The 22,714-nt window shown below is 75.6% G+C and carries 29 protein-coding genes and 1 pseudogene; 15 read left to right on the forward strand and 15 right to left on the reverse strand.

Translation table 11 applies throughout. From position 1 onward, the window contains the following. Window positions 1–73 precede the first annotated feature (73 nt). Complete coding sequence (locus I4I82_RS04495; RefSeq protein WP_218595263.1) at window positions 74–1,537, forward strand: protein adenylyltransferase SelO; 1,464 nt, start codon at window positions 74–76, stop codon at window positions 1,535–1,537. An 18-nt stretch (window positions 1,538–1,555) separates the two neighbouring features. Here I4I82_RS04495 and I4I82_RS04500 read toward each other — a convergent pair whose 3' ends face one another. After that, window positions 1,556–2,329: a hemerythrin domain-containing protein gene (locus I4I82_RS04500; protein ID WP_218595264.1), complete on the reverse strand. Its 774-nt coding sequence runs from the start codon at window positions 2,327–2,329 to the stop codon at window positions 1,556–1,558. Between the two features lie 80 nt (window positions 2,330–2,409). Between I4I82_RS04500 and I4I82_RS04505 the strand changes: the two genes are divergently transcribed. After that, complete coding sequence (locus tag I4I82_RS04505) at window positions 2,410–2,874, forward strand: hypothetical protein (RefSeq protein WP_218595266.1); 465 nt, start codon at window positions 2,410–2,412, stop codon at window positions 2,872–2,874. Between the two features lie 60 nt (window positions 2,875–2,934). On the opposite strand, the gene I4I82_RS04510 is transcribed toward I4I82_RS04505, so the two are convergent. The 4 genes from I4I82_RS04510 to I4I82_RS34730 are packed head-to-tail and all read right to left on the reverse strand — an operon-like array spanning window position 2,935 to window position 5,383. Beyond that, window positions 2,935–3,816: a manganese catalase gene (locus I4I82_RS04510; RefSeq protein ID WP_218589924.1), complete on the reverse strand. Its 882-nt coding sequence runs from the start codon at window positions 3,814–3,816 to the stop codon at window positions 2,935–2,937. After that, complete coding sequence (locus tag I4I82_RS04515) at window positions 3,764–4,630, reverse strand: cytochrome c oxidase assembly protein (protein ID WP_218595267.1); 867 nt, start codon at window positions 4,628–4,630, stop codon at window positions 3,764–3,766. The genes I4I82_RS04510 and I4I82_RS04515 overlap by 53 nt, the downstream gene beginning before the upstream one ends. Beyond that, window positions 4,627–5,103: a DUF2243 domain-containing protein gene (locus tag I4I82_RS04520; RefSeq protein WP_226369877.1), complete on the reverse strand. Its 477-nt coding sequence runs from the start codon at window positions 5,101–5,103 to the stop codon at window positions 4,627–4,629. Before I4I82_RS04520 ends, I4I82_RS04515 begins: the two co-directional genes overlap by 4 nt. Before the next feature lie 43 nt (window positions 5,104–5,146). Next, complete coding sequence (locus tag I4I82_RS34730; RefSeq protein WP_308112766.1) at window positions 5,147–5,383, reverse strand: hypothetical protein; 237 nt, start codon at window positions 5,381–5,383, stop codon at window positions 5,147–5,149. Between the two features lie 86 nt (window positions 5,384–5,469). Here I4I82_RS34730 and I4I82_RS04530 point away from each other — a divergent pair. Together I4I82_RS04530 and serA are read left to right on the forward strand one after the other, a co-directional pair. Beyond that, window positions 5,470–5,830, forward strand: a pseudogene (locus tag I4I82_RS04530) (hypothetical protein). 14 nt (window positions 5,831–5,844) lie between these two features. Continuing rightward, complete coding sequence (serA, locus tag I4I82_RS04535) at window positions 5,845–7,044, forward strand: phosphoglycerate dehydrogenase (protein ID WP_218589922.1); 1,200 nt, start codon at window positions 5,845–5,847, stop codon at window positions 7,042–7,044. On the opposite strand, the gene I4I82_RS04540 is transcribed toward serA, so the two are convergent. After that, on the reverse strand, window positions 6,945–7,721 hold the full coding sequence (locus I4I82_RS04540) for a hypothetical protein (protein ID WP_218595268.1): 777 nt from the start codon (window positions 7,719–7,721) through the stop codon (window positions 6,945–6,947). The two genes, serA and I4I82_RS04540, sit on opposite strands and share 100 nt — an antisense overlap. Window positions 7,722–7,792: 71 nt before the next feature. Here I4I82_RS04540 and I4I82_RS04545 point away from each other — a divergent pair, with 71 nt between their 5' ends. Then, window positions 7,793–7,999 carry a hypothetical protein gene (locus I4I82_RS04545; RefSeq protein WP_218595269.1) on the forward strand — a complete coding sequence of 69 codons (207 nt, stop codon included), beginning with the start codon at window positions 7,793–7,795 and terminating at the stop codon, window positions 7,997–7,999. Window positions 8,000–8,034: 35 nt separating this feature from the next. Here the strand turns inward: I4I82_RS04545 and I4I82_RS04550 are convergent, their stop codons facing one another. Together I4I82_RS04550 and I4I82_RS04555 are read right to left on the reverse strand one after the other, a co-directional pair. Next, window positions 8,035–8,370, reverse strand: coding sequence for a hypothetical protein (locus I4I82_RS04550; protein ID WP_218589919.1), 336 nt, complete (start codon window positions 8,368–8,370; stop codon window positions 8,035–8,037). A gap of 116 nt (window positions 8,371–8,486) precedes the next feature. After that, the gene (locus tag I4I82_RS04555) at window positions 8,487–9,110 is read right to left on the reverse strand and encodes a TetR/AcrR family transcriptional regulator (RefSeq protein WP_218589918.1); all 624 of its coding nucleotides are present in this window, start codon (window positions 9,108–9,110) and stop codon (window positions 8,487–8,489) included. Window positions 9,111–9,163: 53 nt separating this feature from the next. On the opposite strand from I4I82_RS04555, the gene I4I82_RS04560 reads away from it, so the two are divergent. From I4I82_RS04560 to I4I82_RS04570, 3 genes are all read left to right on the forward strand, one after another. Beyond that, window positions 9,164–9,649 carry a cupin domain-containing protein gene (locus I4I82_RS04560; protein ID WP_218589917.1) on the forward strand — a complete coding sequence of 162 codons (486 nt, stop codon included), beginning with the start codon at window positions 9,164–9,166 and terminating at the stop codon, window positions 9,647–9,649. A 107-nt stretch (window positions 9,650–9,756) separates the two neighbouring features. Beyond that, window positions 9,757–10,158, forward strand: coding sequence for an STAS domain-containing protein (locus tag I4I82_RS04565; protein ID WP_218589916.1), 402 nt, complete (start codon window positions 9,757–9,759; stop codon window positions 10,156–10,158). Further along, window positions 10,155–11,081: a MerR family transcriptional regulator gene (locus tag I4I82_RS04570; protein ID WP_218589915.1), complete on the forward strand. Its 927-nt coding sequence runs from the start codon at window positions 10,155–10,157 to the stop codon at window positions 11,079–11,081. The genes I4I82_RS04565 and I4I82_RS04570 overlap by 4 nt, the downstream gene beginning before the upstream one ends. A gap of 185 nt (window positions 11,082–11,266) precedes the next feature. On the opposite strand, the gene I4I82_RS04575 is transcribed toward I4I82_RS04570, so the two are convergent. Further along, the gene (locus I4I82_RS04575; RefSeq protein ID WP_218595225.1) at window positions 11,267–12,160 is read right to left on the reverse strand and encodes an IS982 family transposase; all 894 of its coding nucleotides are present in this window, start codon (window positions 12,158–12,160) and stop codon (window positions 11,267–11,269) included. A 62-nt stretch (window positions 12,161–12,222) separates the two neighbouring features. Further along, complete coding sequence (locus I4I82_RS04580; RefSeq protein WP_218595270.1) at window positions 12,223–12,969, reverse strand: ATP-binding protein; 747 nt, start codon at window positions 12,967–12,969, stop codon at window positions 12,223–12,225. Window positions 12,970–13,133: 164 nt separating this feature from the next. On the opposite strand from I4I82_RS04580, the gene I4I82_RS04585 reads away from it, so the two are divergent. Both I4I82_RS04585 and I4I82_RS04590 read left to right on the forward strand, forming a co-directional pair. Continuing rightward, window positions 13,134–13,871: a GAF and ANTAR domain-containing protein gene (locus I4I82_RS04585; protein WP_218595271.1), complete on the forward strand. Its 738-nt coding sequence runs from the start codon at window positions 13,134–13,136 to the stop codon at window positions 13,869–13,871. A 79-nt stretch (window positions 13,872–13,950) separates the two neighbouring features. Further along, window positions 13,951–15,432, forward strand: a complete 1,482-nt coding sequence (locus I4I82_RS04590) for a PP2C family protein-serine/threonine phosphatase (protein WP_218595272.1) — start codon at window positions 13,951–13,953, stop codon at window positions 15,430–15,432. Window positions 15,433–15,519: 87 nt separating this feature from the next. Here I4I82_RS04590 and I4I82_RS04595 read toward each other — a convergent pair whose 3' ends face one another. Continuing rightward, window positions 15,520–16,182, reverse strand: a complete 663-nt coding sequence (locus tag I4I82_RS04595) for a FadR/GntR family transcriptional regulator (RefSeq protein WP_218589911.1) — start codon at window positions 16,180–16,182, stop codon at window positions 15,520–15,522. A 134-nt stretch (window positions 16,183–16,316) separates the two neighbouring features. Here I4I82_RS04595 and I4I82_RS04600 point away from each other — a divergent pair, with 134 nt between their 5' ends. The 5 genes from I4I82_RS04600 to I4I82_RS04620 are packed head-to-tail and all read left to right on the forward strand — an operon-like array spanning window position 16,317 to window position 19,932. Then, the gene (locus I4I82_RS04600; RefSeq protein ID WP_218589910.1) at window positions 16,317–17,225 is read left to right on the forward strand and encodes a fumarylacetoacetate hydrolase family protein; all 909 of its coding nucleotides are present in this window, start codon (window positions 16,317–16,319) and stop codon (window positions 17,223–17,225) included. Continuing rightward, window positions 17,222–17,983: an alpha/beta fold hydrolase gene (locus I4I82_RS04605; protein WP_218589909.1), complete on the forward strand. Its 762-nt coding sequence runs from the start codon at window positions 17,222–17,224 to the stop codon at window positions 17,981–17,983. The genes I4I82_RS04600 and I4I82_RS04605 overlap by 4 nt, the downstream gene beginning before the upstream one ends. 31 nt (window positions 17,984–18,014) lie before the next feature. Beyond that, the gene (locus I4I82_RS04610; RefSeq protein ID WP_218595273.1) at window positions 18,015–19,307 is read left to right on the forward strand and encodes a metal-dependent hydrolase family protein; all 1,293 of its coding nucleotides are present in this window, start codon (window positions 18,015–18,017) and stop codon (window positions 19,305–19,307) included. A gap of 8 nt (window positions 19,308–19,315) precedes the next feature. Next, window positions 19,316–19,696 carry a DUF1636 family protein gene (locus I4I82_RS04615; RefSeq protein WP_218589907.1) on the forward strand — a complete coding sequence of 127 codons (381 nt, stop codon included), beginning with the start codon at window positions 19,316–19,318 and terminating at the stop codon, window positions 19,694–19,696. Further along, entirely contained in the window at window positions 19,693–19,932 is a 240-nt protein-coding gene (locus tag I4I82_RS04620) for a hypothetical protein (RefSeq protein ID WP_218595274.1), read from the forward strand. The genes I4I82_RS04615 and I4I82_RS04620 overlap by 4 nt, the downstream gene beginning before the upstream one ends. Window positions 19,933–19,953: 21 nt before the next feature. On the opposite strand, the gene I4I82_RS04625 is transcribed toward I4I82_RS04620, so the two are convergent. Genes I4I82_RS04625 through I4I82_RS04640 form a run of 4 tightly spaced genes read right to left on the reverse strand, consistent with a single transcriptional unit; the run spans window position 19,954 to window position 22,649 of the window. Then, the gene (locus I4I82_RS04625) at window positions 19,954–20,667 is read right to left on the reverse strand and encodes an anti-sigma factor (protein ID WP_218595275.1); all 714 of its coding nucleotides are present in this window, start codon (window positions 20,665–20,667) and stop codon (window positions 19,954–19,956) included. Beyond that, window positions 20,648–21,220, reverse strand: a complete 573-nt coding sequence (locus I4I82_RS04630) for an RNA polymerase sigma factor (RefSeq protein WP_218595276.1) — start codon at window positions 21,218–21,220, stop codon at window positions 20,648–20,650. The genes I4I82_RS04625 and I4I82_RS04630 overlap by 20 nt, the downstream gene beginning before the upstream one ends. Then, window positions 21,217–21,813, reverse strand: a complete 597-nt coding sequence (locus I4I82_RS04635) for a class F sortase (RefSeq protein WP_218589904.1) — start codon at window positions 21,811–21,813, stop codon at window positions 21,217–21,219. Before I4I82_RS04635 ends, I4I82_RS04630 begins: the two co-directional genes overlap by 4 nt. Window positions 21,814–21,833: 20 nt before the next feature. Beyond that, window positions 21,834–22,649, reverse strand: coding sequence for a DUF4397 domain-containing protein (locus tag I4I82_RS04640; RefSeq protein ID WP_218589903.1), 816 nt, complete (start codon window positions 22,647–22,649; stop codon window positions 21,834–21,836). Between the last annotated feature and the right edge of the window lie 65 nt (window positions 22,650–22,714).

A 22,714-nucleotide genomic window follows, 5' to 3' on the forward strand; every position in this document is an offset into this window, starting at 1 on the left:
GGAGCGGCCACGGCCACACCCCTCGCACGCCGAGCACCCCCGTCTGCTGGTACCGGCCCGTAGCCTGGACGACGTGACTGCCGCGGCAACCCTCCTCGACCTCGACGACGCGTTCGCTCGCGCCCTCCCCGCCCTCGCGACGCCCTGGGCCGCCGCGCCCTTCCCCGACCCGCAGCTGGTCGTGCTCAACGAGCCGCTCGCGGCGGAGCTCGGCGTCGACCCCGCCGCCCTGCGCACGCCAGCCGGCACCGGCCTGCTCGTCGGGCGGGTCCCCGAGGGCGTCCGCACGGTCGCGCAGGTCTACGCCGGCCACCAGTTCGGCCGCTACCAGCCGCGCCTGGGCGACGGCCGCGCGCTGCTGCTGGGCGAGGTGCGCGACGTCGCCGGGAGCCGTCGCGACCTGCACCTCAAGGGCTCCGGCCGCACCCCGTACGCCCGCAACGGCGACGGCAAGGCGGTGCTCGGCCCGATGCTGCGCGAGTACGTGCTGGGCGAGGCGATGCACGCGCTGGGCATCCCCACGACGCGTGCGCTGTCGGTCGTTACCACCGGGGAGCAGGTCCCGCGCGAGCGGCTGCTGCCCGGGGCCGTGCTGTGCCGGGTCGCGGCGAGCCACCTGCGGGTCGGCACGTTCGCCTACGCCGCGGCCACGGGCGATGCCGCCCTGCTGCGCGACCTCGCCGACCACGCGATCGAGCGCCACCACCCCGGCCTCGTAGGGGCCCCGGACCGGTACCTCGGCCTGCTCCGCGGCGTCGTCGACGCCCAGGCCGACCTCGTGGCCCGGTGGATGCTGGTCGGGTTCGTGCACGGCGTCATGAACACCGACAACACCACGATCTCCGGCGAGACCATCGACTACGGCCCCTGCGCCTTCCTCGACGCCTACGACCCCGCCGCCGTCTTCAGCTCCATCGACCACACCGGCCGCTACGCCTACGGCAACCAGCCCTCGATGGTGCTGTGGAACCTCGCCCGGTTCGCCGAGGCGCTCCTGCCGCTGCTGCAGGCCGGAACCGAGGCCGCCGGCACCGACGCCGGCACCGACGCCGCCGTCGAGATCGCCACCGAGGTGCTGCAGGGGTTCGCCCCGCGCTACCAGGCCGCCTACGACCGCGGGATGGCCGCGAAGCTCGGGCTCGACGCCCCCGACCCCGCGCTGGCCGCCGACCTGCTCGAGCTGCTGCACGCCCAGCGCGTCGACCACACGGGCTTCTTCCGCGCGCTGTCGGCCGGCACGGCGCGCGACCTGTTCACCGACCGCGCCCCCTTCGAGACCTGGGCCGCCCGCCGCGACGCGCTCCTGCCCGACGACCGCGCGGCCGTCGCCACCGCGATGGACGCCGTCAACCCGGTGCACATCCCGCGCAACCACCGCGTCGAGGAGGCCCTCGACGCCGCCACCGCGGGCGACACGGGCCCGCTGCACCGCCTGGTCGACGCCGTGACGCACCCCTTCGACGACCGCCCCGACCTGACCGACCTCGCCGGGCCGCCGGAGGACGCGACGCCCTACATCACGTACTGCGGCACCTGACCCGGGCGCACCCGACCCTCAGCGCGACGTCTCCGGCCGCTCGCCCCTGCGCACCGGGGGCAGCCGCTCCACCGCCCCCGCGGTGACGGCCAGCGCCCGGTCCACGACGGCGACGACGGGCGCCGCCCGGCCGCCGGTGCGCTCGTCGACCCGCTGCAGCAGGTCACGACCGCGGTCGAGCACCGTGAGCGGCAGCGCCGACAGCGGCTGACCGGGCGGGCGCCGGGACACGACCGGGTGCGCGCGCGTCGGCGAGACGCGGCGCACCAGCTCCCACTCCCAGCCCAGGCGCCGCAGCTCCGCGTGCCCGAGGGCATCCTGCAGGCGAGGCAGCAGCACGTCCTCCTCGGTGCGGACATCCTCGTCGAGCACGGCGAACGTCTCGCGCAGGAGCTCGGCGTGGCCGGGGTCGTCGGAGTTCGAGCGGTCGAGCCGCGTCACCAGCTCGTCGACGCGCTGGTGGTCGCGCTCGATGTCGAGGGTGATGTCGTCCCCCTCGGGCAGCACGCGCCGGGCCGCGGGGAACAGCACCGCCTCCTCGGCGAAGGCGTGGGTGAACACCAGGCGGGCGACGGCGCGCAGGGCGACCGCGTGCGCGCGGCCCCCGGCCGCCTCGGTGGCGCGGGCCCTGTCCATCAGCCGGTCGAGCCGGGCGTGGTCGGCGCGCTGGCGGGCCAGGATGCTCGTCGGCCCGCCCATCTCGTCGACGCCCTGCGTCGCGATCGAGCGGGCACCGGGGCGGGGGTCGTCGGGGCGGGCGTCGTCGGGGCGGGCGTCGTCGGGTGCGGTCATGGCGCTTCCGATCGTGTGTGGCGGACGGGGGCGGGTACCTCGGGGCTCGGGCCGGACACCCGGGCCGGAGGAGGGACGACGTGCTGCCACCGCTGCGAGCCGATCACCGGCCGCCCGCCCGCGAGCGGTTCGACCTGCGGTTCGACGTCCCCGTGGCGCGGCGGCTCGCGCGGCTGTCGGTCGATCCCGTGTCCGCCGTGGTGCTCGTCGGCGACGGGATGCTCGACCTGCGGCTGGGCCGCTGGCGGTGGTGCACGCCGCTGCCCAACCTGGCGTCGGTCGAGCTCGTGCGGCCCGCGGCCACCGGACGGCTGCTCGGCGTCCGGACCGGTCTGCGGGACCGGAGCCTGAGCCTGGGGGCGAGCTGGTGCGAGCGGGTGCGGCTGCACTTCCACCGCCCGGTCGCGGGATCGGGGCCGTGGCGGCGGGTGCGCCACCCCGTCGCCGTGCTCGGCGTCGGGGACCCGCACGGGCTGGCCGACCTGCTCCGGCCGTACGTGCGGATCGACCGGTCGGCCCCGGTCGCGGACCGCGCCGCGTCCTGACGCGGCCGCCCGCCGACGAACCGTCCGGCCCCGGACCCTCGGTCCGGGGCCGGGACGCGGTCATTCGCGGTTGAGCATGTCCTGCGCGCGTCCCGCGACCTTCTCCATCGAGTTGGGGAGGTCGGTCGTGCCGTACATGCGCGCGTCCGGACGCGTGGGGGGCGGCATGGGGGCGGTCGTCGTCGGCCCCTCGTGGTAGGTGAACTCGCCCTTCCCGTCGACCGAGGGGCCCTTGGCCCAGCGGCCCTCGGAGGCCTGCTTGCCGTCGCTGAAGTTCAGGTACTGGTAGTTGACGTCGGTGTTCTCCTTGCTCTGCGGGAAGTTGCTCGGCACCGGCAGCAGCTCGGCGCCCTCCTCCTGCAGCTCGGCGGCGGCGGCCAGCCACTGGTTCTGGTGCATGGTGTCGCGCGCGAGCAGGAACGACAGCAGGTCGCGGACACCGTGGTCGTCGGTCATGTGGTAGAGCCGGGCGACCTGGAGGCGGCCCTGCATCTCGGCGTTGGCGTTGGCCTGGAAGTCAGCGAGCAGGTTGCCGCTCGCGGTGATGAAGGTGCCCTGCCACGGGTTGCCGTTGCTGTCGACGGGGCGGGCGCCCGCACCGGCGACGATGGCGTGCTGCACATCCATCCCGCCGACGACCGCGGCCACGGTCGGGTCGTCCTGCACGGCGTCGGAGGTGACGCCCAGCGGCGCCTTCTCCAGCAGCTGGGCGATCATCGTCGCCAGCATCTCGACGTGGCCGATCTCCTCGGACGCGATACCGAAGACGAGGTCGCGGTACTTGCCGGGGATGTGCATGTTCCAGCCCTGGAACATGTACTGCATGGCCACGGTGATCTCGCCGTACTGCCCGCCCAGCACCTCCTGGAGCTTGCGGGCGTAGACGGCGTCAGGCTTGTCCGGCGTCGACTTGTACTGCAGTTCCTGGCGGTGGAAGAACACGGTTTCTCCTGGGGCCGTTCGGATGCGGTCGAGCCGGGTGTGCCCGGCGACGGGGCCCCGAAACGGACGGCGGGCGGACGCGGTACCAGGACGCGAACAGGGCGACGGCGAGCAGGAGCTCGGCCAGGTCGCCGCCGTAGTACATGAGCGGGGCGGCGTCGCGCAGGCCGTGCAGGTCGTGGGCGTGAAGCAGTTTCGCCAGGTGCGCGTGCGCCCCGCCGGCGAGCACGAGCACGACGGCGCGGGTGGTCACCGACGGGCGGCGCGGCGCCGGGTCCGGGCCCGCGACCGCCCACGCGAACAGCACCCCGGACGCCAGGACGTGCAGGGTCACCAGCGCGCGGACGGTGCCGTCGGCGGCCGCGAGGGCGTGCAGCGGGGTCAGGTACAGGACGTGGAGCCCGCCGACGGACAGGACCGCGGCGGTGACCGGGTGGGTGAGCACGTGCAGCGCCCGGCTGCGCAGCACCGCCCGCGCGACGCCCCGGGACGCGACCGGCAGCGCGCCCAGCAGGAGCGTGCCCGGCGCGCCGAGCACCAGCGCGATCGGCGCGAGCATCCCGAGGAGCAGGTGCTGGACCATGTGCAGGTGGGGGTCGTGGTGCCCGGCCGGCTCCAGCAGGGGCGAGACGGCCAGCGCCACCAGCACCAGCCCGACGGCGGTGCTCGCCGTGCGCAGCGGCGGCCACGGCCGCCCGCGGGCCCGGACCAGCGCCGCGTACGCGGCCGCCGGCACCAGCACGAGCAGCGCCGTGAGCAACCATCCCGTCACCGGCGGGCCCGCCGCCGGGGCGACGTGGCCGGCGTGCGTCACCGGCCGCTCCCCCGCACCGGTGTGCCCTCGTGCCGCCCGCGCCGGGCGAGCACCGCGCCGACCAGCAGCAGGAGCACCCCGGAGCCGCTCCAGGCGAGGTCGTAGGGCAGCAGGTCCTCGACGTAGCGGACCTGGTGCACGCGCAGCACCTTGTGGTCGATCACCGCGTCGAAGAGCTGGAAGCCCCCGGCGCCCAGGAACAGCCCGGCCCACGCCGACACCGGGGCCAGCGCACCGCGGCGGCGCAGGTCGGCGAACCCGAACCCCGCGGCGACGAGCACGACGATCTCCGCGGTGTGCAGCAGACCGTCGGACAGCAGCCCGATCTCCGGCGTCGCCCGGTCGTAGAAGTGGTGCCACGCCAGGATCTGGTGGAACACGATCTCGTCGACCGCGGCCATCAGCCCGACGCCGATCGCGGCCGCCACGAGCATCGACCGGCCGCGCTGCACGGGCCCTCCGGGTGCGTCCACGCCGCCGGGCTACCCGGCGGAGGGCGGCGGTGAACAGGTCCGATCAGGCGCTACGACCGTAGAACAGCTCCTGGGTCAGGGTGTTGAGCCGGTCGCCGGGCCGCGCGGAGTAGGCGAGCACCGCGTTGATCCGCGGCCGCCCCCCCGCCACCGGGGTCACGCGATGCAGCGAGTGCCGGCCCCGGTGCGCCCGCCCGCGCGCGCGTCCGGCCTCCGCGGCCAGCGCCTGCCCACGACCGCCGTCGAGCCGGTGGATCGGGTAGCGGTCGAGGTCGACCACCTCGGCGAGGTCCGGGGGCGGGGGTCACCGGTCGAGCATCGCAGGGCCCGGGCTTCGCGCCCACGTCAGCGGATAGCTCCAGGGCCATGACGAGGAGCGCGATCTGGCAGGGACTGGTCGCCGGCGCCGCCGGGGCCGTGGTGATGACGCTGGGCGAGAAGGTCGAGCAGCGGTGGACGCACCGCCCGGACTCGCGGGTGCCGGCCAGCCAACGACCAGGTCCGGGAGAACGCCACCGGCGTCGGCGCGCCGCCGCAGACCTGGCCGCGGCCCGAGCTCGCCGTGGACCTGCTGCACAAGGCGGTGTTCGCCGCGGCCACCGGGATCGTCGCCGACGCGCTGGCCGCCCGGTCCGGCCCGGGACCGGGTCAGCGGCACGCGGCGCAGCACCCGGGACGGGTCGCCGACGCCGGTCCGCTGCCCCGCGACCAGGGGCTGCAGTCCTGAGCTAGGTTCGTCGCGTGAAGGCACTGCTCCTGGAAGGCATCCACCCGGACGCGGCCGAGGCGTTCCGGCGCGCGGGCCACGAGGTCGAGACGCGCAAGGGCTCGCTGAGCGAGGACGAGCTCGTCGACGTGCTGCCGGGGGTGTCGCTGCTCGGGATCCGGTCCAACACCAAGGTCACCGCGCGCGTGCTCGACGCGGGCAAGGACCTGCTGGCCATCGGCTGCTTCTGCATCGGCACCAACCAGGTCGACCTCGCGGGCGCCACCGAGCGCGGCGTCGCGGTCTTCAACGCGCCGTTCTCCAACACGCGCAGCGTCGTCGAGCTGGTGCTGGGCGAGATCATCGCGCTGGCCCGGCGGCTGCCGGAGAAGACCCAGCGGATGCACGAGGGCGTCTGGGACAAGTCGGCGCGCGGCAGCCACGAGGTCCGCGGCCGCACGCTGGGCATCGTCGGCTACGGCAACATCGGCACGCAGCTGTCCAACGTCGCCGAGTCCGTCGGCCTGCGGGTGATCTTCTTCGACACCGCTGACCGCCTCGCCCACGGCAACGCGCGCCGCGTCCGCACACTCGGCGAGCTGCTGGCCGCCTCCGACGTCGTGAGCCTGCACGTCGACGGCAGGCTCGGCAACGCCGGGCTGTTCGGCGCCGAGCAGTTCGCGCAGATGAAGCCGGGCGCGATCTTCATCAATGCCTCGCGCGGCATGGTCGTCGACGACAACGCGCTGCGCGACAACATCCTGTCCGGGCACCTCGCCGGCGCCGCGATCGACGTCTTCCCGTCCGAACCCAAGGCCCAGGGCGACCCCTTCGAGTCGCCGCTGCGCGGCCTCGACAACGTCATCCTCACCCCGCACGTCGGCGGCTCGACGCAGGAGGCGCAGGAGGAGATCGGCTGGTTCGTCTCGGGCAAGCTGCTCGGGTTCGTCGCCGCGGGCAGCACCGAGCTGTCGGTGAACATGCCGCAGGTGGCGGCCCCGCAGCCCGCCGGCTCGTTCCGGATGGGCTACCTGCACACCAGCGTCCCCGGCGTGCTCGCCGGCCTCAACCGGTCGCTCGCCGAGGCGGGCGTCAACGTCGTCGGGCAGTCCCTGTCGACGCGCGGCGAGCAGGGCTACGTCGTCACCGACACCGACGCCGCGCTGCCCGAGTCGGTGCCGGCCGACCTGCTGCGCTCGCCGTACACCGTCTGGCTGCGCTCCTGGCGGCTCTGACCGCCGGTCAGCGGAGCGCCCCGGCCCTCGCGGGAGCCGGTGTAGGCCCACTCCCGCAGCCCGGACAGCAGCCGGACCGGCCGCAGGCCGGGGGCGGTGTGCAGGACCGGGTCGAAGGTCAGCGGTGCCGGGTCGGTGCGGACGGCGTCGAGCCGCAGCGTGCCGACGCGGCGCGCGCCGCCCGCGACGAGCTCGGTCACCGCGCACACCACGGGCCCGCGCCCGACCGCCTCGGCGACCCGCGCGACGTCCGCGCCCTCCCCCGCCGGGCCGTCGGGCGTCTCGAGGCCGGGCCAGACGAGGCGCCCGCCCGCGGTGTAGGGCAGGACCGTGCTCCACGGCCGCCCCCACCAGGAGCGGGCCGGCACCAGCAGCGGGTGCGCCCACCCGCGCCCGGCGACGGAGGCGAGCAGCAGGTCGAACGGGCCGTGGTCGGCCGGGACGCGCAGCGCGATCCCGAGCAGGTCGGGCCACCCGCCGGGCAGCCCGACCGACCGCGACACCCGCACCCGCGCGGGACGCGGCCCGGCTGCGCCCAGTGCGCGCCCGAGCAGACTGTCCGGGTCGAGGTCGATCTCGGCGTCGACCTCGACCCCGGTGGTGTGCACGGCCCGGCCGCGGCGCCACCGCGCCACTCCCCGGAACGCCGTCTCGACGACCGTCCTCCACGGGTTCATGCCCGTCCGGTACCCGCCGCACGCGGCGGGAACCGCGGTTGACGACCCGGGCGACGGGTACCGGTGTGGTCATGGCTCTGTTCCGCAGGACACGCCGGCTCCCGACCGACCGCCGCGGCCGCTTCGGGCTGTGGGGACCCGTCCCGTACTACTCGCGCCGCACCCGGGGCGGATCCCAGGTGTCGGTGGGCGGGTGCGGGTGCTGCCTGCCGATCCCGCTGCTGGTCGCGACCGGGACCGTGGGCGGGGTGCGGGCGCTGTGGCGCCGGCTGCGCTGAGTCCGGTGCGCTGAGTCCGGTGCGCTGAGTCCCGGTCAGCGCTGGGCGTCGAGCTCGGCCTGCTGGACGGCCAGCGGCGCGCCGGCGAGGTCCTCCTCGTTGCACAGCAGCTTGACCTCGTAGTACGGCGACCCGGCGCGGTCGTCGTAGTCGAGGTGGACGGCGATGACGTCGAGCGGCTCCCCCAGCCAGTCCTGTGCCGCCCGCAGCCAGGCCGCCGAGCGCTCCAGGGCCGTGGGCAAGTCGTCGTCGCGGAACTGCACCGGGCGGTAGGGCACCTGCTGCACCTCGTCGCGCGGATGCTGCGGCCGGGGCAGGTCGGTGGCCAGTCCGGCCTCGTCCAGGGTCAGGGCGACGGTCTTCTCACTCACGCGCACAGGGTGGCGCACCCCGGCGGGCCGGGCAAGCCGTCGGCCCCGGGCCGGTCGCCCGGTCGGCGTCGTCGAGGCCGTCCCGCGGCGTCGCACGGTGGCGTCGCACGGCGACGTCACACGGCGTCGGGCAGGAACAGCCGGCGCAGCAGGTCGGCCATCCAGCGCTCGTAGCGCTCGGGCGTCCAGCCCCGCTCGGCCACGGTCTTGCGGTAGACCATCGGCGATCCGACCGACCACAGCACGTCGGTCACGGCGTCGGCGTCGTAGCCCTCGCGCAGCGCGGTCTTCCCGGCCAGGCGCTCGGCGACCATCCGCGAGCCCGCCAGGCGCTGGGCCTGCAGCGACTCCCAGAGCGCGCCGACGTCGGGGTCGGCGGTCGACGCCGCCTCGACCGCGCTGTAGACCGCGGCGACGCGCCGCCCCATGGTCGTGATGTTGCGGGCGTGGAGGGCGAGCATCCGGTGCGGGTCGGGCTCGTCCATCATCTCGACGAACCACGGCCGCTCGCGCACCGGCACGGGCTCGTCGTCGCCGCTCAGGGCGATGTCCACGACCTCCCTGAGGATCGCCGCCTTGCCCCCGGTCGCGGTGAAGACCGTGGGGCGGGCCACCCCGGCGGCCGCGGCGATCTGCTCGATCGACGTCGCCAGGAAGCCCTGCTCCGCGTAGAGCCGTCCGGCCGCGTCGAGGATCGCCTGCCGCGCCCCGCCCCTGGCCATCCTCTTGACCTGCGTCACACCGTCATTATACTGACAGTCTGATTAGACCCTCAGTCTAGTAGGAGGCGACCATGTCCTTCCACCTGCCCGACGGCGCCGGCGACGCCTGGTGGTTCCTCGACACGCGGATGACGGTCAAGGCCGATCGCGCGGCCACGGGCGGGGCGTACACCCTGCTGGAGTTCGCGGCACCCCCCGGCTTCGGGCCGCCGCGGCACGTGCACGGCACGGAGGACGAGGCGTTCCTCGTGCTCACCGGCGCCCTGCACGTCGAGTGCGGCGCCGACGCCTTCGACGTCTCCCCCGGCGGGTTCGTGTTCCTGCCCAGGGCGGTGCCGCACGCGTTCGTCGTGAGCTCCGCCGAGCCGGTGCGCGCCCTGCAGATCACCAGCCCGGGCGGGTTCGAGGACTTCGTGGCGGCGGTCGGCAGCCGGGCGGACGGGCCGGGGCTGCCCCCGCCGTCGGTCCCGGACGTGCCGCGCCTCGCGGCGGCCGCCGCCCGCTTCGGCTCCGAGGTCGTCGGCCCGCCGCCGGGTGTCCCCGCGCCTCGCGGCTGACGGTCCCGGCGCGGCGGCCGGTTCCGTTGCGGGAGCGGTGCAGCAGCGGCGCGCCACAGGCCGAACCGTTAACCTGGTCCCGATCGTCGGAACGCAAGAGGGACGAGATGCACCACCACCACGCGACCGCCACCGGCCTCGCGGTCACGGCCACCCGGCCCGCATCGGGACTCGCGGTCGTGCGGGTCCGCGGCGAGCTCGACCGCGACACCGAGCCGTACTTCACCCGGTGCCTGCAGACGCTGCTCGACGCAGCCACCGAGGTCGTCGTCGTCGACCTCGCGGAGGTCACGTTCCTCGCCGCGCGCGGGGTCGACGCGGTGGTCGAGGGCGCCACGCGGGCCGGCGCCCAGGAGGTGGCGCTGCGGCTGGTCGGGCGCCGCAGCGACGCCGTCGTGCGGGCCTTCTCCGCCGCCGGGGCGCTCGACCTGCTCGATCCCGAGCCCGACGCCGACGACGTGCTGCGCGCGCTCCTGCCGGGCCGCGGGGAGGACGGCGGGTCGCCGTGACGGCGGAGGGTCCCGGCCAGGCGCCGTCCCCGCTCTGGACCGCGGGGGCCGTGGCGCGGCAGATCGGCGTCGCGCCGTCGACGCTGCGGAGCTGGAGCCGCCGCCACGGGCTGAGCGCCACCGGCCACCGCGACGGCACGCACCGCCGCTACACCGAGCAGGACGTCGCCGTGCTGGAGGCGGTGCGCCGCCACGTCGGCGAGGGCGTGCCGGTCGCGGTCGCGGCCGGGATCGCCCGCGGGTCGGCGGCGCAGGCCGCACCCGTGCCCGCGGGGGCGCCCGCCCCGCCGCGGCGCCCGATCACGCAGGCGCTCGTCCGGGGCGCCCTGCGCCTCGACGCCGACGCCGTGCTCGACACCCTCACGGCCGCGCTGGGCGCCGAGGGCGTCTTCGCGGTGTGGGAGCGCTCGTGCGTCCCCGCCCTGCGCAGCGTGGGCCGGCGCGCCGGGGCCGACGAGGCCTGCATCGGCGCCGAGCACCTGCTGTCGTGGTGCGTGACGACGGCGCTGCACCGGCACAGCGCCCGGCACGGGTCCCGCACCGGCCCGTCGGGCGCGTCACCCCGGGTCCTGCTCGCCTGCACCGACGGCGAGCGCCACCACCTCGGCCTCGACGCCCTGCACGCCGCCCTGGCCGAGCGGGGCGTCGCCGCCACGGTGTTCGGCGCGTCGCTGCCCGCCCCCGCCGTCGTGGCCGCCGCGCGGGCCCGGCCCACCGACGTCGTCGTCCTGTGGTCGCAGGCCGCGCGCACCGGGCGCCCCGGCGTGCTGCGGGCGCTGCTCCCGGCGGCCGGGTCGGTCCTCGCCGCCGGACCGGGGTGGGGCGGGTCGCGCCTGCCGGCCGGGACCGCGCACGTGACCAGCCTGGGCGGGGCCGTCGACGCGGTGCTCGCGGCGCACCCCCTGGCGGTGGCGGGCGGCTAGGAGGGTGCTGAAGAACTCCGGCCGTCGCGAGCGTCGTCCAGGTGGTGTCATCGCCAGGCGGGCGGATGCGGCGATACCGCTGTTGTATCGCCGTTTCCGCCCAACGCCGCGAGGGCGCCGCCTGGGCGTCGCGCAGTAGGCCCGAGTTGTTCAGCGCGCTCCTAGACGAGTAAGTCCGAATGCGATCAGTGGTCGTAGGCGGTCAGGGAGCGGGTGATCGGTTGGCCGGTGGCCCGGTTGTGCCAGATCGCGGCGGTCAGGGCGAGGAGGCGTTGTCCGATCCGGGCGCCGACCCCGTCGATGGTGCGTCCGCCATGTAGTTCCAGGTCGAGCTGTCCTTTGAGGGTGTCGAAGATTGATTCGACGAGTTGGCGGACGGGTTTGAGCAGATGCTCGGCTGGATGCGGGGTGCGGTTGCGGTAGGACGGTCGCAGTAGTGCAATACCGCGTTCGGCGAGGTAGGTGTCGAGTTCGCGGGACACGTAGCCCTTGTCGGCGATGATGGTGAGTCCGGGCCGGTCGGCGGTCAGAGTGTGGTCGTGGTCCAGTGCGGCAATGAGCACCTGGCGTTCGTCGATCTTGGGGTCGGCCAGGGCCCAGGTGATAGGCAGCCCGGACGGGGTGGCGATCAGGTGCAGGCGCAGTCCCCAGAAGAACCGTGAGTGCGAGGCGCAGTAGCTGTAGCCGGCCCAGCCGGCGAGGTTGGAGCGCTTGACCGTGGGGCGGGAACGGGCGCACTCGACCGGGGTGGAGTCCACGACCCAGACCGGGTCGGCCCATAGATCGGTGTCGGTGGCCAGTACCCGGATCAGCTGTTTGATCAGGGGCAACGCCGCGCGTAGACGCTTGTTGTAGCCCGACTGGCCGGGCAGGTAGGGGAACGCGCCGGGCAGGTGTGTGGGCACGAACCGCAGCCACCGGGCCTCGGACCGCACGCCGAGCAGGACCTGGGCGACGGCGAGGGTGAGCAGTTCGGCGTCGGAGAGTTTCGGTGGTCTCCCGGTGCGGGTGCGGCGCCCGAGATAGTCATCGATCTTGACGTAAAGTGCGGTCAGGAGGGTGTTGAGGTTGGTCGTCACACACTGACCTTCAACACCCTCCGTCCACCTTCGTGGGTGCCACGCCGTTAGGACTTACTCGTCTAGGCCGTCCGCGCGCCGCTCGGGCGAGCCCACACCACCTTGCCGTCGTCGTGCGGCGTCCACCCCCACCGGTCCGACAGCGCCTGCACCACCTGCAGCCCGCGGCCCCGGGGCGCGCGGACGTCGTGGGCCCGCAGGTCGGGCGGGCGGGGCGAGGAGTCCCGCACCGCCACCTCCAGGACGTCCCCGTCGAGCGTCAGGCGCAGGACCGCGCGGGACCGGGCGTGCTCCAGGGCGTTGGTGAGGAGCTCGTTGGCCACCATCACGACGTCGTCGACGTCCCAGCCGCGACCGCCGTCCGACCACTCCCGGGCGCGGGCGGCCACGACGTGGCGGGCGCGCGCCAGCGACGACGGCCCGTCGTCGACCGTCCACTGCGCCGAGAGCCGGTGCGGACGCTCGCCGCACCGGATCCGGGCCTGCTCGATGGTCGCCGCCAGGACGATCCCGGTGAGCGCGGGCGTCGCGGCCAGGGTCGCGCGCAGCTCCGCGTCCGGGCAGCTCACGACCAGCCGCGCCGCCGGCCACCCACCCCCCGCGTCGACGGCGTCGACCAGGACCAGGACGAGCCCCGTGACGGTGTCGGGGCCGACGCCGCCGAGGCGCCCGAGGTCGGCCACGACGCACCCGTGCTCCTGCAGCAGGACGGCCAGGACGATGCTGAGCTCCCCGTCCCCGTCCGCGGCGACGGTGCCGCGCAGCTCCACCCGCACGCCACCGGGACCGGTATGCGCTACCAGCCGCACGGTGACGTCCCGACAGACCCCTCGACGAACACTCCCGCTCCCGTCCCTCGCACCGGCCCGCTCCCTCGCAGAGGCCCGATGGCCCTCCCGGTACCCGGCATCGGGGTGGTGCAACCCCCGCCGCCGGTCCGGCGTCGACCGCGGCGCAGCGGGTATCCGCCGACGTGCCCCACAACCTGCCCCCGGCCGACGAGCTGTCGTCGCTGCACGCCCGCACGTCGGGCCTGCTGCTGTCGCCGGAGACGGTCGGCACCGCCATCGGCCTCGTCACCTCGGTGGCGGCCGAGACCGTCCCGGGCTGCGCGGGAGCCGGGCTCACCCTCGTCGACGAGGGCGGCGCACCGAGCAGCAGCGGGGCCTCCGACGAGGTGGTCCTGCGCGCCGACGACCTGCAGTACTCCCTCGGCGAGGGGCCCTGCCTGACGGCGTGCGCCGACCGGCTCCTGGTCCGCGTCGACGACCTCGGCGCCGAGCACCGGTGGCCCCGGTGGGCGCGGGACGCGGCCGCACTCGGCCTGCGGTCGGCGATGAGCGCCCCCCTGGTGGCCGGCGACCGGGCGCTGGGCGCCCTCAAGGTCTACTCGGCGGTGCGCGGCGCCTTCGAGGAGCGGTCCGCCCGCGTGCTCGCGCTGCTGGGCGCGCAGGCGGCGATCGTCCTGGCCCACGCCGGGTCGGCGCAGGCGGCGGGCCGACTCAGCGAGGGGCTGCGCTCGGCCCTGCGCAGCCGCGACGTGATCAACACAGCCCGGGGCGTGGTGATGGAACGCCGTGACGTCGACGGCGACCGCGCCCTGGCCGTCCTCATCGCCGCGGGCCGCCACGAGGGCCGGACGCTGCACGACGTCGCCGTCGACCTGGTCCGCCCGGGATCCCGCCGCCGCCGCCCGCCCGACCCGTCGTGAACGGCCGGCGTGAGCGGCGCGTCGTGAGCGGCCCGTCGTGAGCGGCCCGTCGTGAGCGGCCCGTCGTGAGCGGCCCGTCGTGAGCGGGGACGACCGCAGGCGGCGCCCGGGCGCCGAGGAGCAGCGGCGGCTGCTCGCCGTCGGCCTCGCCCGCTCGGACCTCACGGCCGAGCAGCTGTGGCGCCGCTACTTCGCGATCGGCGGCCTCGAGGGGCCGGCCGAGGTGCAGGAGCACCTCGACGGGGGCTCGTCCCTGCCCGCCGCGGAGACCGACCTGCTGGCCCACGCCGTCAACGAGCGGCTCGACGAGCTCTCCGGGCGGCGGGTGCCCTACCGCCTCGCCGTGCGGGAGCCCCCGCCCCGTTCGGGTCCCCTCGCCGCGCTCGTCGAGGCGCTGGAGGGCAGCCACCGCGCGCCGCCCGAGCGGCTGCCGGCCGTCGCGGTGGCCGCCGGGCGGGCCCTGGGCGTCGAGGTGACGCTGTTCCTCGTCGACTACGACCAGGAGGCGCTGGTCCCCGCGGCGGGCGGCCGGGAGCCGCTCGGGATCGACTCCAGCGCCGCCGGGCGCGCGTTCGCCCGCGTGCAGGTGCTGACCTCGGCCTCGCCGGACCGGCCACGGATGTGGTTCCCGCTGCTCGACGGGGTCGAGCGCCTCGGCGTCGTCGAGGTCGCGATGGACGACCCGGCCGACCTCGACGACCCCCACCTGCGCGACCAGTGCCGCTGGCTCAGCGCGCTGCTCGGCCACCTCGCCACCGCGACCACCCGCTACGGCGACGGGCTCGACGCCCTGCGCCGCAGGAGGCGGCGCACGGCGGCCGCGGAGCTGGTGTGGGAGCTGCTGCCGCCGCTCACCGCGGGCACGGAGACCTTCGTGCTGGCCGGGCTGCTCGAACCGGCCTATGCGGTCGGCGGTGACGCGTTCGACTACGCGCTGAGCGAGACCACGGCCCACCTCGCGGTGTTCGACGCCACCGGGCACTCGCTGTTCTCCGGGCTCGTCGCCGGGGCGGCGCTGTCGGCCTACCGCGCCGCCCGCCGCGGCGGCGAGGGCCTCTACCACCAGGCCGCCGCGGTCGACGAGACGGTCGGCGACCTCTTCGGCCGCACCGCACGGCTCGTCACCGGGGTGCTCGCCGAGGTCGACCTGGCGTCCGGGCGCCTGCGCTACGTCACCGCCGGGCACCCGCCGCCGATGCTGATGCGCGACGGGCGGGTCGTCCGGTCGCTCGAGGGCGGTCGCCGCCCGCTGTTCGGGATCGCGGGCGCCGCGGCGTCCGCGCCCGCCGCGCGCACCGGGGAGCTCACCATCGGCGAGGAGGTGCTGCAGCCCGGCGACTGGCTGGTCCTGCACACCGACGGCATCACCGAGGCGCGCGATGCCGCGGGCGAGTTCTTCGGCGAGGAGCGGCTCGTCGAGTTCCTGGAGCGCGAGGCCGCGGCCGACGCCCCGCCGCCGGAGACCGTCCGGCGGCTGGTCCGGGCCGTGCTGCGCCACCAGGACGGGGTGCTCCAGGACGACGCCACCGTCGTGCTGGCGCGGTGGTCGCCGGTTCCCTGACCGTTCGCACCCTGACCGTTCGCACCCTGACCGTTCGCACCCTGACCGTTCGCACCCGCCACGCACGCACCCGCCCCGCCGGGCGGGTCAGTGGCGCCCCAGCAGGTTGTCGGCGACGTTCTCCAGGTGCCGGCGCATCGCCGTGTGGGCGGCGTCGCCGTCGCGGTCGCGCAGCGCTTCGACGATCGTCGTGTGCTCGGCGTGGTAGCAGCGGCGCCGCTCGGGGGTGGAGGTGCGGCGCTTGAGCGTGCCCCACACGGGCAGCGCGCGGGCGGTGTTCATGACGTCGAACATGTTCATCAGCAGGCCGTTGTGCGCGGCCTCGGCGATGGCGCGGTGCAGGCGCGCGTCCCAGGACTCGAAGCCCTCGAAGTCGTCGCTGGCGCCGCCGCGCTCCAGGCAGGCGCCGACGCGGTCGAGGTCGGCGGAGGTGGCGACCCGGGCGGCCAGGGCCGCCACCGGCGGCTCGATGACGAGCCGGACCTGCATGATCTCGGCCGGGCTGGTGTCGGCGGGCGCGTCGCCGGCCGGCGCGTGGGCCACCTCGGTGAGGAAGGTGCCGCGCCCGACGTGGCGCACCACCAGCCCCTCCTCCTCCAGCACGTCGAGCGCGCGGCGGATCGCGCTCCGCGGCGCGGCCAGGCGCTCGACGAGGGCGCGCTCGGTGGGCAGCTTCGCCCCGGGGCCCAGCGACCCGTCCGCCGCCCCGTCCTGGACGAGGGCGCGGAGGGACTGCTCGACGGTCAGCACGCCGACACCGTAGCCCGTCTGACCAATCGACACCAATCAAACCGGTTGCGGACCACCACTCGACAACGGCCGGAGGAGCGGCGTACGGTCACGCGGTCCGCATTGGTATCAAATGGTTCAGATTGGTTCAACTCATGAAGCTGGTGACGTTCTCGACCGGGGACGGCGACCGACCCGGCGTGGTCGACGCCGAGCGGGAGGTGGTGCGCGACCTGTCCACCGTCCTGCCGGCCGGCACGCGCGTGCTCGACCTCGTCGAGGGGTGGGCCGGTTACGCCGACGTCGTGGGCCGCGCGGCCCGTGGGGAGGCCGGCGTGACCGAGCACCCGCTGGACGCGGTCGTGCTGCGGGCGCCCATCCCCGAGCCGCGGCGCAACGTGTTCTGCGTCGGCAAGAACTACCGCGACCACGTCGTGGAGTTCGGCCGCTCCGGCTACGACAGCCCGGACCGCTCCGAGGACATGCCCGAGCACCCCGTGGTGTTCTCCAAGGCCACCACGGCGGTCACCGGCCCGTTCGACGACGTCGACCCGCACCCCGGCGTCACCTCCGAGGTCGACTACGAGGCCGAGCTCGGGGTGATCATCGGCGTCGGCGGGCGCGGCATCACCCGCGAGGACGCCCACCGCCACGTGTGGGGCTACACGATCGTCGACGACGTCACGGCCCGCGACCTGCAGCGCAGCCACAAGCAGTGGCTGATCGGCAAGTCGCTCGACACCCACTGCCCGATGGGCCCCTACGCCGTCACCGCCGACGAGGTCGTCGACGTCACCGCGCTGGTGGTGGAGAGCCGCGTCAACGGCGAGCCGCGGCAGTCGGCACCCGTCAAGGACCTGATCTTCGACATCCCCGAGCTGATCGCCGTGATCTCGGCCGGCATCACGCTGCAGCCCGGTGACGTCATCGCCACCGGCACCCCGGCCGGGGTCGGGATCGGCTTCGACCCGCCGCGGTTCCTGGTGGACGGCGACGTCGTCGAGGTGACGATCACCGGCCTCGGCACCCAGCGCAACCGCATCGCACGACGAGGAGACGCATGAACATCCACGGCACGGACATCGCGGTCGAGGTCGACGGGGAGGGCCCCGCGGTCCTCTTCGTCCACGGTCTCGGCGGCACCTCGAACTTCTACCAGGTCCAGGCCGACGCTCTGGCCGCCGACCACCGCGTGATCCGCGTCGACTCGGCCGGGGCCGGGCGCTCCGGGCTCGCCGACGGGATCAGCATCGAGAGCCACGCCGACGACCTCGCGGCCGTCCTCGACGCGCTGGACGTGGCCTCCGCCGCGGCGGTCGGGCACTCGATGGGCACGCTGGTGGTCCGGGCGCTGGCCGCGCGCCACCCGGGCCGGGTCTCCGCGCTGGCACTGCTCGGGGCCGTCGCCGAGCCCGCCGAGGCGGGGCGGCAGGCCCAGCGCGACCGCGCCGCGGTGCTCCGAGAGAAGGGCACGGCCGCCGTCGCGCCCGGGGTCGTCGCCAACGCCCTGTCCGAGGCCACGCGCCGCGACCGGCCCGAGGTCGCCGCGTTCGTCCGGGAGATGGTGATGCGCCAGGACCCCGAGGGCTACGCCCGCAACTGCGAGGCCCTCGCCGCCGCCACCGACCCCGGCCCGGTCGACCCGGCGCTGCCCCTGCTGCTGGTCACCGGCGACGAGGACAAGGTCGGTCCGCCGGCCGTCTCGCACGACCTCGCCGCGGCCCACGGCGGCGCGACCGTCGAGATCGTGCCCGGGATCGGCCACTGGACGGCTCTTGAGGCCGCCGGGCCCGTCACCGACCACCTGCGCAAGTTCCTGTAGACCCGCCCTCACCGACGAGGAGTCACCCCCGATGAGCACGACCCTGTTCCGCAACGTCTCCATCCTCGACTCCACGGGAGCCGACCCCTACCCCGGTGACGTCCTCGTCGAGGACGACCGGATCGCCGTCGTCGGCACCGTCGACCCCGCCCGGGCCGAGGGCGCCCGCGTGATCGAGGGCCGCGGCCGCACCCTCATGTCCGGGCTGTGCGACGCCCACACCCACTTCTCCTGGAACAACAGCGCCGACCTCGACGGCCTGGGCACGATGCCCGTCGAGGAGCACCTGCTGTTCTGCATCGAGTCGGCGCGCACCTACATCGACTCCGGCTACACGATGTGCCTGGGCGCCGCGTCGGCGAAGGACCGCCTCGACGTCGTCTGCCGCGACGCCATCGACGCCGGGCGCATCCCCGGCCCGCGCTACCTCGCCAACGGCCCGGAGATCGCGGTCACCGGCGGAGCCCTCATCAAGTCGATCACCAAGTTCGCCGACGGCCCCGAGGGCATGCGCAAGGCCGTGCGGGAGCTGATCGAGCTCGGTGTCGACCAGATCAAGCTGTCGATGACCGGTGAGGAGATCACCGGCACCCAGCGCGCCGAGGACACCTACTTCTCCGACGAGGAGGTCGCCGCCGCCGTCACCGAGGCCCACCGGCGCGGCAAGCGGGTCTGCGCGCACGCCCGCAGCGCGGAGAGCGTGCGGATGTGCGTCCGCCACGGCGTCGACATCGTCTACCACGCCTCTTTCGTCGACGAGGAGGGCCTGGACATGCTCGAGGGGGCCAAGGACTGGGTGTTCGTCGCGCCCGGCCTGAACTGGCTCGTCGCCACCCTCTACGAAGCGGAGGCGTTCGGCTTCCCGCAGGAGGCCGCCGAGGCCGTCGGCTACAAGAAGGAGCTGGAGCAGGCGGTCAAGGGGCTGCGCGAGATGCACCGGCGCGGGATCAAGCTGCTGCCCGGCGGCGACTACGGGTTCGCCTGGACCCCGCACGGCACCTACGCCCGCGACCTGGAGCACTTCGTCGAACTGCTCGGCTTCACGCCGATGGAGGCGATCCTGTCGGCCACCGCGCTCGGCGGCGAGATCATGCTGCGGCCCCACGAGCTGGGCAAGGTCCAGCCCGGGTACCTCGCCGACCTGATCCTGGTCGACGGTGACCCGCTCGCCGACATCACGGTGCTGCAGGACCACGACCGGCTGCACTACGTCATGAAGGACGGGCGGTTCCACAAGGAGAGCGCGGCCGACGAGGCGCCGGCGCCCGACCCCGGCAACATGCCGGCGACGGGCACCGAGCAGCTCGTCGTCCAGCGCGCGTAGGCCCCGCGGTGACCCTGCTGGTCTGCCGCACCTGCCCGCGCTACGACACCCGCGCGAGCGGCGAGTTCGGCCGGCGCCTGTTCCGGGCGCTGGCCGGCTCCGGCGTCGCCGTCCGCGGGGTGCCGTGCCTGGGCGGCTGCCCGGAGGACGGCGTGGTCGCCCTCGACGGGCCGGGCAGGGCGCGCGTGCGCTTCACCCGGCTCGGCGAGGGCGACGCCGCCGCCGTCCTCGCCGCCGCGGCGGCGCACGAGGCCTCCCCCACCGGCGCGCCGGCGGAGTGGGAGGTGCCCGAGGAGCTGGCCGACCGGCTCGGGTCGGTGACGCTCAAGCGCTTCCCGCCGGCGAACGGTCCCTTGGGCGGGCCCGTGGCGGGTACGCCCCCGCCATGACGACACCGCGCGAGGACGAGCACGACCAGGACGCCGAGCCCACCATGACCGCGCCGCCGGGAGACCGGCCCGACGGGCTCCCGGACGGGGCGTCGACCGGGGGCCGGGACGACGACGCCGACGTGGTCGACGCCGACGTGGTCGACGCAGATGGGGCCGACGCAGATGGGGCCGACGCAGATGGGGCCGACGCAGATGGGGTCGACACCGACGACGCGCAGGACCCGGGCGCGTAGCCCCCGCCGGACGCGTCCGGCTCAGGTCAGCGCGCCGCGCACCAGGCTGATCCGGGAGTGCCGCTCGTCGCCGTCCCACCGCTCGGCGGAGACGTCGACCGTCGCGAACCGGGCGGTCGGCAGGTCCGCGGGCACGCTGAACTCCCCGCGGTAGCCGTCGCCGTCGCGGGCCAGCGCCCCGAGGGACACCAGCCCCCCGCCGGAGGTGTCCATCAGCCAGGCCTCGAGGTACTCGGTGCCGGGCGGCGGCACGGCGCCCTCGACGCGGACGACCACCACCCGCTGCCCGCGGTCCTCGGCGAGCCCGGCCGTGCCGGAGGCGCCGGGCTCGGCCGCGTCGACCGCCGCCAGCACCGCCTGCGGGCCGGTCCGCGGCGGGGCGGACGCGACCGCCCAGCCCAGGCCCAGCCCCGCCACCAGCGCGACGAGCGCGGCGGCGACGGGCACCGCGGCGCGGCGCAGGAACGGCCGCGACACGGGAGCGGGTGCGGACGCGGCGGCGGCGTCCGGCGTGATGTGCAGCTCGCCGGTGATCGCTGCCCACACGCGGTCGGGCGGCTCGCCGTACTCGCTGCCGTCGGCGGCGCCCGCCACCGCGAGGTCGACGGTGCGGCGCAGCGACTCCACGTGGCCGCGGCACAGCGCGCACCCCTCGAGGTGGCGCTGGACGTCGGGGTCCCGCGCCTCGGCGGGCAGGGCCGCGAGGGTGAGCAGGTCAGGATCGGGGTGCCACACCGTCGACCTCCCACCGTCGTCGCAACCGCTCCAGCCCGCGCCGGAGGTGGCTCTTGACCGTGCCGAGGGGCAGCCCCGTCAGCGTCGCGATCTGCTGGTGCGTCAGGTCGTCGAAGAAGGCCAGTCGCACCACCGTTCGCTGCTGGGGCGGCAACCGGTTCAGCCCGTCGGCCACCACCACCGCCTCCACCACGTGGTCGGGGACCCCGCGCGGGCGTCCGTGGGAGCCGGCGAGGTCCACGCCGGCCCGGGCGGCCCGGTCCATGACCTCGTTGTCGCGATTGCGGGCCGTGAGCCGGTCGGCGACCTGGTGGCGGGCGATGCCCATCAGCCAGGCGCCGGCGCGCCCCCGCTCCGGATCGTAGGTGGCGCGGCTGCGCCAGGCACGGACGAACACCTGCTGGGTGACGTCCTCGGCGTCGTGGTGGCTGCGCAGGCAGCGCAGCGCGAAGCCGTAGACCGACCGCCCGTGGGCGTCCCACAGCGCGCGGAGCGCGACCGGGTCCCCGGCCAGGAAGCTCCTGGCCAGGGCCCGGTCGGGCTCGTCGGTCATGCCGCGCCGTCTCCGGTGGGCGACGCCGTCACGACCACGTTCTCCCGGTACGAGCGGGCCTCGCGGTCGAAGTCGCCGCCGCAGGTCACCAGCGTGAGCACCGGTGCGCCGTCGCGGGCGAAGAGCTCGTCGACGGGCAGCTCCTCCTTGGCGATGCGCCGGACGCGGTCGACGACGTACGCGACGACCGCACCGTCGGCCAGCTCCACCTCCACGGGGTCGCCGGGGATGAGCTCGCTCAGGCGGTGGAACGCGCCCTCGCCCTGCACGCGGTCGTCGACGTGCCCGGAGAGCACGGCGGAGCCCGCCGCGGCGCCCGGCCGGGGCCCGAAGCGGTACCAGCCGACGGTCGACACGTCCTGCGGCACCTCCATCTCGCCCCGGTCGTCCACCCCGACGTCGACCACCTCGACGTCCACGTCGAGGGAAGCCAACCGCACCCGCGACGGGGCCGCGACACGATCACCGGGCTCCGCCGGCGACGTGGACCACGGTGCGGCGGCGGGAGCGGGCGACGGGGCGGTGGCCGCGGCGGGTGCCGCCGCGGGGGCGGACGGCGTGGCCGCGCACCCCGCGAGGGCGAGCAGGGCCACCGCGGCCACCGCGCGCGCGATCAGCGCCGTGCGGCCGCGACGCGGGCGGCGCCCACGGTCACGGCGGCCAGGCCACCGGCACCCAGCAGCAGCAGCCCCACCGGGACGCCGGGCTCGTACGGGGCGCCCGAGGGAGCACCGGACGGCACGCCCGACGGCGCGCTGTGCAGCCCGTCGACGGTGACGACGACGAGGTCGAGGTTGCCGGCCTCCAGCGAGCCGATCGCGTGCACGAACGTCGCGGTGCCCTCGGCGAGGTCGAGGTCGGCCGGGCCGATGACGGGGTCGGTGGTCCCGGCGGCGGCCACGGAGGCCGACACGGTGCCCGCGGGCACCTCCAGCGCCTCCTGGTTGGGGTTGGTCAGGCCGGACACGACCGGCGAGCCGCCGGCGAGCACGTCCACGGCGGGCGCGGCGGCGGTGTGCCGCACGACGAGGCGGGCCTGGCCGGCCGGCACCGAGGACACGTCGTCGGCGAACGGGGTGACGGTCGGGTCGCCGCCCTCGGTCAGGTGCGCCACGAGCGTGACGTTCCCGCCCGCGGGCAGGTCGGCGGTCGCGGAGAGCAGCGGCTCGCCGGAGCCGTCGGCCGCGTCGGCCGGGAAGATCGCGACCTCGCGGCTGCCCGAGGGCAGGTCCACGGGGCCGGCGCTGGTGCCGGGCTGGAAGTCGTCGAGGGCGCGGGCGCCGTCGACGTAGACGTCCACGGGCGTGTCCGGGATGCCGTGGACGACGTAGACCGTGCCGGTGTCCTGGGCGAACGCGGCGGGGGCCACGGCCAGGGTCGTCGCCAGGGCCGCGGCGACGCCGCAGGCGGCGAGGGTGAGTCTGCGCATGGGGTGTCCTCTGGGATGGGCGGTGGGAAGGGTGCATCCGGGACTACCGCCCGGGGGCCGCTCCT

It is taken from the genome of Pseudonocardia oceani, assembly GCF_019263585.2.
GTDB lineage: Bacteria > Actinomycetota > Actinomycetes > Mycobacteriales > Pseudonocardiaceae > Pseudonocardia > Pseudonocardia oceani.

What these genes read in the sequence shown, in the direction of transcription:
- I4I82_RS04500 (WP_218595264.1), bottom strand. Translation starts at nt 2,329, where the DNA reads ATGACCGCACCCGACGACGCCCGCCCCGACGACGCCCGCCCCGACGAC.
- I4I82_RS04540 (WP_218595268.1), bottom strand. Translation starts at nt 7,721, where the DNA reads ATGAACCCGTGGAGGACGGTCGTCGAGACGGCGTTCCGGGGAGTGGCG.
- I4I82_RS04545 (WP_218595269.1), top strand. Translation starts at nt 7,793, where the DNA reads ATGGCTCTGTTCCGCAGGACACGCCGGCTCCCGACCGACCGCCGCGGC.
- I4I82_RS04560 (WP_218589917.1), top strand. Translation starts at nt 9,164, where the DNA reads ATGTCCTTCCACCTGCCCGACGGCGCCGGCGACGCCTGGTGGTTCCTC.
- I4I82_RS04565 (WP_218589916.1), top strand. Translation starts at nt 9,757, where the DNA reads ATGCACCACCACCACGCGACCGCCACCGGCCTCGCGGTCACGGCCACC.
- I4I82_RS04600 (WP_218589910.1), top strand. Translation starts at nt 16,317, where the DNA reads ATGAAGCTGGTGACGTTCTCGACCGGGGACGGCGACCGACCCGGCGTG.
- I4I82_RS04605 (WP_218589909.1), top strand. Translation starts at nt 17,222, where the DNA reads ATGAACATCCACGGCACGGACATCGCGGTCGAGGTCGACGGGGAGGGC.
- I4I82_RS04610 (WP_218595273.1), top strand. Translation starts at nt 18,015, where the DNA reads ATGAGCACGACCCTGTTCCGCAACGTCTCCATCCTCGACTCCACGGGA.
- I4I82_RS04620 (WP_218595274.1), top strand. Translation starts at nt 19,693, where the DNA reads ATGACGACACCGCGCGAGGACGAGCACGACCAGGACGCCGAGCCCACC.
- I4I82_RS04630 (WP_218595276.1), bottom strand. Translation starts at nt 21,220, where the DNA reads ATGACCGACGAGCCCGACCGGGCCCTGGCCAGGAGCTTCCTGGCCGGG.
- I4I82_RS04640 (WP_218589903.1), bottom strand. Translation starts at nt 22,649, where the DNA reads ATGCGCAGACTCACCCTCGCCGCCTGCGGCGTCGCCGCGGCCCTGGCG.